General features: G+C 69.0%; 1 protein-coding gene. It reads left to right on the forward strand.

The window, feature by feature from the left end; all coding sequences use genetic code 11:
* Positions 1 to 8,654 (forward strand): non-ribosomal peptide synthetase (locus FHS39_RS25040; protein WP_184351770.1); only part of this gene is annotated, 8,654 nt, incomplete at both ends.

Raw genomic sequence — 8,654 nt, forward strand, 5'->3', positions numbered from 1 at the left:
ACGACGATTTGGTCGACGTTCTGGGAGGTCCCGGAGGAGACCGGGTCCGTCTCCATCGGTGAACCCCTCGCGAATACGGACGTCTACGTCCTGGACTCCAATGGCCGCCCTGTTGCGGATGGTGTCAGCGGTGAGCTGTTCATCGGCGGTATGGGCCTGGCCCGTGGCTACATGGGGCGTGCCGGTCTGACCGCAGAGCGGTTTGTCCCCGATCCGTTCGGTCCGGCGGGTGCACGGCTTTACCGCACGGGTGACCTCGTGCGGCGGCTGCCGGACGGTTCGCTGGAGTACCAGGGCCGTATCGACACCCAGGTCAAGGTTCGTGGTTACCGCATCGAGCTCGGTGAGATCGAGACTGTCCTCCGCGCTCACCAGAGCGTGAAGGACGCTGTGGTCTCCGCCCGCGAGGACGGTGCCGGTGACAAGACCCTCGTTGCCTACGTAGTGGCCGACGATCCGCTGGACACGGCGGAGCTGCGCCGGCACCTGGGCGCGAGTCTGCCCGATTACATGGTCCCGGCCGCCTTCGTGGCGATCGACCGTGTTCCGCTGACCAACAGCGGCAAGGTCGACCACCGCGCCCTGCCCGCACCCGAGCAGGACATGTTCCCCGCCCGCCACTACGTAGAACCCCGCACCCCCCTGGAACAGCGCCTGGCCGCCATCTGGTCCGACGTCCTGGGCCTGGAACAAGTAAGCATCGAAGACAGCTTCTTCGACGTCGGTGGCGACTCCATCCGCGCCGTACGCCTGGTCGGCGGTCTGCGCGCGGCCGGCTACGAGGTATCCGTACGCGAGGTCTTCGAGCACCGCACCATCACCGCCCTCGCGGGCCGGCTGTCGGGCCAGGTCGCAGGCGAGTCGCTGATCGACCCCATCGCGCCCTTCGCGCTGATCAGTGCCGAGGACCGGGCCGCGCTGCCCGCCGACGTCGTCGACGCTTACCCCCTGTCGCAGATCCAGACCGGCATGCTCGTCGAGATGCTGGCCGCAGGCCCGGACAGCGGAAACCTCTACCAGAACGTGAATTCGTTCCGGATTCCCGATGAGCACCCCTTCTCCGCCGAAGCCCTGCAAGCCGCGCTGGACGTGGTGACGGCCCGGCACGACGGGCTGCGGACCTCCATGCATCTGAGCGGCTACTCGCGGCCCCTCCAGCTCGTGCATGCCACGGCCGAACTGCCCCTGTCCGTCCGGGACCTGCGGGGTCAGGGCGACGACGTGCAGCTCGCTGCGCTGCGGGCGTTCGCCGACGATGACGGGGTCTCACTGCTCGACTTGACCAACGCGCCCCTGATGCGTGTCGCGGTGCACCTGGAGTCGGACGAAGCGTGGCGGCTGGTCTTCGGCTACAACCACGCCATCGCCGAGGGCTGGGCCGTCAACAGCCTGCTCATGGAGCTCATGGAGTGCTACCAGCACCTCCGTGACGGCCGTGAGCTGCCGGCGTACGAAGCACCCGCCGTCCGTTACGCCGACTTCATCGCCGCCGAGACGGAGTCCGTCTCCAGCCAGGACGACCGGTCCTTCTGGGAGCGGATCACCGATGCCAACGTCCCCTTCACCCTGCCCGCAGGGTGGGGTGCCCAGGGCGAGGCCGGTGACGCGCTCCGGCTCGAGCTCGACTTCCGCGACCTCGAAGAAGACCTTCGGCGGCTCTCCAAGCAGGCCGACACCTCCTTCAAGAGCGTGCTGCTCGCCGCGCACGCGAAGGTGATGAGTGCGCTCACCACCGAGGACGCATTTCACCTCGGCGTCGTCTTCCACGGCCGCTTGGAGGCGCCGGGGGCCGACCGGGTGCTCGGCATGCACCTCAACACGCTGCCGTTCCCGGTGGCCCGGCCCACCGGCACCTGGCAGCAGCTGGTCAAGCGGGTGTACGCGCAGGAGACGGAGATCTGGGCGCACCGCCGCTACCCGCTCCCGGCCATTCAGCGCTCCGCCCGGACCGAACATCGCCTCATTTCCGTGATGTTCGACCACTTGGACTTCCACCAGGTCGATTCCGACACGGTCGACGTCGGAGCAGGCCTCGGCACCGGGGCCAACGAATTCGCAGTAAACGTCATCGCCACCGGCGGGAAGCTCGTCGTCAAGGCGGGCACCGATGCGCTCGGCCCGGCCGCCGCGCAGCGCCTCGTCGCCATGTACCGGCTCGTCCTCGAAGCGATGGCCAACGACCCTGATGGCGACGCCACCGCCGCCTACCTACCCGAAGTGGAGAAGCCCCACGTGTCCCGCCTGCGTACCGAAGCGACAAACCAGGTACTGACCCTTGAGATGTTCGAGTCTCAGGCGGCCTCCACTCCCCGGTCGGTTGCGGTGGTGTGTGCTGATGAGCGGCTGAGCTATGAGGAGCTGGAGAAGCGCTCGAACCAGTTGGCCCGTCATCTGCTGGGGCTGGGTGTTGGTGCCGGTTCCGTGGTGGGTGTGTGCCTGGAGCGCAGCCCTGCCGTCCTGGTGGCGATGCTTGCGTCGTGGAAGGTGGGTGCGGCGTATGTGCCGGTCGACCCGGCGCTTCCTGCGGAGCGTCGTGACTACATGCTGGTTGACGCCGGGGTCTCGGTGCTGGTCACCGAGTCGGGTGTGGCTGAGTTCGACGGACGCTGTGTGCTGCTGGACGCCGAGCATGAGGTCATCGGGCAGGAGTCTGTTGAGCCGCTGGGTGTCCGGCCGGGTGGTGACGAGCTGGCGTACGTGCTGTACACGTCCGGCTCGACCGGCAAGCCCAAGGGCGTGATGATCCCCCACCAGGCGCTGCACAACCTGCTGGTATCCGTCCGGGACGACATCGGCATCGGCCGGCGTGGCGCGTGGCTGGCGTCGACGTCGATCTCGTTCGACATCTCGGGTCTGGAGCTGTTCCTGCCGCTGATCACCGGTGGCCGGGTCGTGATGGCATCCAGCGGTCAGGCCAGGGACGCGGAAGCACTCCTTGAGCTGATCAACAAGAACCGTGTCACGCACGCGCAGCTCACCCCCTCCGGGTGGCGGCTCATGCTCGCCGCCGGCTTCGACAACTACGCGGTGACGGCGCTGGTCGGCGGCGAGGCGTGCTCGCCGGAGCTGGCGAACGAGCTGCGTGCTCGTACCCAGCGTCTGGTGAACGTCTACGGTCCGACCGAGACGACGATCTGGTCGACCTTCTGGGAGGTCCCGGAGGAGGCAGAGTCCGTCTCCATCGGTGAGCCGCTCGCCAACACCGACGTCCACGTGCTCGACTCGAACGCCCAGCCCGTTCTCGAGGGCGTCAGCGGTGAGCTGTTCATCGGCGGTATAGGTCTTGCCCGTGGCTACATGGGACGTGCCGGCCTGACCGCGGAGCGCTTCGTCCCCGACCCGTACGGTCCCGCGGGTGCGCGCCTGTACCGCACGGGTGACCTCGTGCGGCGGCTGCCGGACGGTTCGCTGGAGTACCTGGGCCGTATCGACAGCCAGGTCAAGATCCGTGGCTACCGCATCGAGCTCGGTGAGATCGAGACCGTGCTCCGCGCTCACCAGAGCGTGAAGGACGCCGTGGTCTCCGCCCGCGAAGACGGTGCCGGCGACAAGACCCTCGTCGCCTACGTAGTGGCCGACGATCCGCTGGACACGATGGAGCTGCGCCGGCACCTGGGCGCGAGTCTGCCCGACTACATGGTTCCCGCCGCCTTCGTGGCGATCGACCGTGTTCCGCTGACCAACAGCGGCAAGGTCGACCACCGCGCCCTGCCCGCGCCGGACGTGACCGCATTTGCCGGGGCCCGGCACATCGCTCCGCGGACTCCGCTGGAGGAGCGTCTGGCCGTCATGTGGTCGGACGTCCTGGGCGTGGAGCGGGTGAGCGTCGAGGACAGCTTCTTCGAGGTGGGCGGCGACTCCATCCGAGCCGTCCAGCTGGTGGGCGTGCTGCGCGCCGCCGGTTACGACGTGTCGGTGCGTGAGGTGTTCGAGCACCGGACCGTCGCCGAGCTCGCCGGTCTGCTGTCGGGCCAGGTGGCGGGCGAGTCGCTGATCGACCCCGTCGAGCCGTTTGCACTGATCGGTGCCGAGGACCGGGCCGCGCTGCCCGAGGACGTGGTCGACGCGTACCCGCTGTCGCAGATCCAGACCGGCATGCTCGTCGAGATGCTGGCCGCCGGTACGGCGGGCGGAAACCTGTATCACAACATCAACTCCTTCCGGATCCCGGACGAGAACGAGTTCTCGCTGCCGGTTCTGCAGGAGGCCGTCGCCTGTGTGGTGCGGCGCCACGACATCCTGCGCACCTCCATGAGCCTCAGCGACTATGCGCAGCCGTTGCAGCTGGTCCACGCCACGGCCGAGGTCCCGGTCACGATGCACGACTGGCGCGGCATGAGCGCCGACCAGCAGCACGACGCGCTGCGGGCGCTCGCCGAGGAGGAGTGGGCCCGCGGATTCGACCTCGCCGCCGCACCGCTGATACGCATCGCCGCCCAGCTCGAGGAGGAGGGGGCCTGGCGGCTCACCATCAGCCACTCGCACGCGGTCACCGAGGGCTGGACGCTGAACACGCTGATGATGGAGATCGTGGAGTGCTACCGGCACCTCCGCGAGGGTCGCGAGCTGCCCGACTACCAGGCCCCGTCGGTGCGTTACGCCGACTTCGTCGCCGCCGAGCTCGACTCGCTGGCCGACCCGAGTGACCGTTCGTTCTGGCAGTTCGTCCTGGCCAGCCACAGCCCCATGCGGCTCCCGGACAACTGGGCGGACGAGAACGGCGCTGCCGCCGAATACCACCAGCTGGCCGTGGCGTACGACGACGTCGAAGAGGGCCTGCGGCGGCTGGCCGTCCAGGCGAAGGCGTCACTGAAGAGCGTGCTGCTCGCCGCGCACCTGAAGGTCATGAGCACCCTCACGGCCGAGTCCGCCTTCCACACCGGCGTGGTGTTCCACGGCCGTCTGGAGGCGCCGGGCGCCGAGGCCGTCCTGGGCATGCACCTCAACACGGTGCCTTTCCCGGGTACCCGGCCGGTGGGTACGTGGCGCGACCTGGTCGAGCAGGTGTACGCGCAGGAAGCGGAGATCTGGGCGCACCGGCGCTACCCGCTCCCCGCGATCCAGCGCGACGCGGGCAACAGCGAGCGCCTGATCACCACGCTCTTCGACCACCAGGACTTCTACCAGGTCGACGCCGAGGCGGTGGACACCGGTGCGTCGGAGAACGCGGGCGGCAACGAGTTCGCGCTCAACGCCATCGCCACGGGCGGGGCGATCAAGCTGGTGACGACGACGGCCGTGATGAGCCCCGTCAATCTGGAGCGGCTCGCCTCGATGTACCGGCTGGTGCTGGAGGCGATGGCCGCCGACGCCGCGGGTGATGCGGCCGTGGCGTGCCTTCCGGAGGGCGAGCGCGAGCTGCTGCTGTCCGGGTGGGGCGCCGGCGCCACCGTGGAGTGGCCGGCCGGTATCACGGTCGACCTGGTCGAACAGCAAGCCGCGGCCACGCCCGACGCGGTTGCCGTGGTCGTCGGCGAGGACCGGCTGACCTTTGCCGAGGTCGACCGGCGTGCCAACCGGATCGCCCACCACCTTCGCGGGCTCGGTGCCGGCCCGGACACCCTGGTCGGTGTGGCGCTGAACCGGGACCTCCATCTCGTCCCCGCCCTGCTGGGCGTCTGGAAGGCGGGTGCGGCCTACGTGCCGCTCGACCCCAGCATTCCGGCCGAGCGGCTGGCGTACATGCTCGATGACACCCGTGCGTCCATCGTCGTCACCACGTCCGAGCTCAAGCACATCATGGACGGTGCCCACGACGGTGCCTTCGTGGTGCTGGACGAGGACCGCTCCCTGATCGAAGCGCAGCCTGCCACCCCCGTCGAGCGGTCCGTCGATCCGCAGCAACTGGCCTACGTGATCTACACGTCCGGCTCGACCGGCAAGCCCAAGGGCGTCATGGTCCACCAGGACGGTCTGGTCAACTACCTCCAGTGGACGGCTCACGGCTATGCGTCGCACGGCACGACGGGCGCACCGCTCTTCTCGTCGATCTCGTTCGACCTGGGCATTCCCAACCTCTTCGCGCCGCTGATCACCGGACAGCCCGTCCACCTGATGCCGATGGACCTGGACACCGCAGAACTCGGTGCCGCGCTCGCCGCGGCCGGGCCGTTCAGCTTCATCAAGCTCACCCCCGGTCACCTGGACCTGCTCACGCACCAGCTCACTGCGGAGCAGGCGCGCGACGTGGCCGGCCTTGTGATCGCGGCCGGCGACACCTTCCCCACCGCGCTGGCCGCCCGCTGGCGGAAGCTGGCGGGGGAGGAGGGCACCCGTGTCGGCTCGGAGTACGGGCCGACGGAGATCACCATCGGCAATTCCGGTCAGGTGATCGACGGACTCCCGAACTCCGAGCTCATCCCGCTGGGCGATCCCATCCCCAACAGCACGATGTACGTCCTCACCGAGGACCTTCACCTCGCACCGGTCGGTGTGCCCGGTGAGGTCTACATCGGAGGCCTCGGCCTGGCCCGTGGCTATCTGAACCGTCCTTCACTGACGGCGGAGCGGTTCGTTCCGGACCCGTTCGGTCCGGCGGGCGCGCGGCTCTACCGCAGCGGAGACCTGGCGCGACGGCTGGCGGACGGTTCACTGGACTTCCTCGGCCGCATCGACAACCAGGTCAAGATCCGTGGCTACCGCATCGAGCTCGGCGAGATCGAGGCGGCGCTGCGCGGCCACGCCGCAGTCCGGGACGCCGTGGTGGTCGCCCGTGAGGGGCGGGGCGGCGACAAGTCCCTGGTGGCGTATGTGGTCCTTGAGGCCGGTGAGTTGGACGCGGCCGGTTTGCGAGCGCACCTGGGCGCGAGCCTGCCCGAGTACATGGTCCCCGCCGCTTATGTGGCGCTGGACGCCATCCCGCTGACCGCGAACGGCAAGCTCGGCTACCGTGCGCTGCCGGCGCCGGACGCGGCCGCGTTCTCGGCGAGCCGCTACGTGGCGCCGCGGACTCCGGTGGAGGAGCGTTTGGCCGCCATCTGGTCGGACGTCCTGGGCCTGGAGCAGGTGGGCGTCGAGGACAGCTTCTTCGACATCGGCGGTGATTCGATCCGAGCGGTCCGTCTGGTCGGCGGTCTGCGTGCGGCGGGTTACGAGGTGTCGGTGCGTGAGGTGTTCGAGCACCGGACCGTCGCCGAGCTCGCGGGCCGGCTGTCGGGTCAGGTGGCGGGCGAGTCGCTGATCAGCGCCGTTGAGCCGTTTGCGCTGATCGGTGCCGAGGACCGGGCTGCGCTGCCCGAGGACGTGGTCGACGCTTATCCGCTGTCGCAGATCCAGACCGGCATGCTCGTCGAGATGCTGGCCACCCGTGACACGGCCAGGAACGTCTACCACAACATCAACTCGTTCCGGATCCCGGACGAGCGCGAGTTCTCCCTGCCGGTGCTCCGCCAGGCCGTGGATGTCGTGGCCCAGCGCCACGACATCCTGCGCACGTCGATGCACCTGAGCGGCTATTCACAGCCGCTGCAGCTCGTTCATGCCACGGCCGAGGTCCCGGTCACGATGCACGACTGGCGCGGCAAGGACGCCCAGGAGCTCGAACGTCTGCGGCGTGAGTACACCGACGGGGAGTGGGCCGCCGGATTCGACCTGGCCACCGCCCCGCTGCTGCGGTTCTGCGCGCACGTCGAGGAGGAGGGGGCCTGGCGGCTCACCATCAGCCACTCGCACGCGGTCACCGAGGGCTGGACGCTGAACACGCTGATGATGGAGATCGTGGAGTGCTACCGGCACCTCCGCGAGGGTCGCGAGCTGCCCGACTACCAGGCGCCGTCGGTGCGTTACGCCGACTATGTGGCCGCCGAGCTCGACTCGCTGGCCAGCCCCGAGCACCGCGCGTACTGGCAGGGCATCGTCGCCGGTCACGCCCCGATGCAGGTCCCGGCCACCTGGGCCGATGAGAACGGCAAGGCCGAGGAACGCTACTGGCTGCAGGTGCCCTTCGAGGACCTGGAGGAGGGCCTGCGGCACCTGGCCGGTGAGGCGAAGGCCTCGCTGAAGAGCGTGCTGCTGGCCGCGCACGTGAAGGTGCTGAGCACCCTCACGGCCGAGGACGCCTTCCACACCGGCGTGGTCTACCACGGCCGCCTGGAGGCTCCGGACGCCGAGCGCGTCCTGGGCATGCACCTGAACACCGTCCCGTTCCCGGGCACTCGGCCGGCGGGTACGTGGCGGGAGCTGGTCGAGCGGGTGTACGCGCAGGAAGCGGAGATCTGGGCATACCGCCGTTACCCGCTCTCCGCCATCCAGCGCGACGCCGGGAACGGCCAGCGCCTGATCACCACGATGTTCGACCACCAGGACTTCTACCAGGTGGACGCCGCAGCAGTGGACACCGGTGCGACGGAGAACGCAGGCGGCAACGAGTTCGCGCTGAGCGCCATTGCGGCGGGCGGCAAGGTCAATCTGGGCACGACGACGGATGTGATCAGCCGGGCGAACCTGGAGCGTCTCGCTTCGATGTACCGGTCGGTGCTGGAGGCCATGGCCGCGGATGCCGCGGGCGATGCGTCTGCGGCGCGCCTTCCGGATGGTGAGCTCGATCGGCTGGTGAGTGGATGGAATGCCACGGTCGAGTTCCCTGTGGGCGAGTGTGTGCATGAGGTGTTCGCGGCGCAGGCGGCTCGGACGCCGGAGAGCGTCGCGGTGACGTG

This window comes from Streptomyces olivoverticillatus (assembly GCF_014203555.1).
GTDB classification, from domain to species: Bacteria; Actinomycetota; Actinomycetes; order Streptomycetales; family Streptomycetaceae; genus Streptomyces; species Streptomyces olivoverticillatus.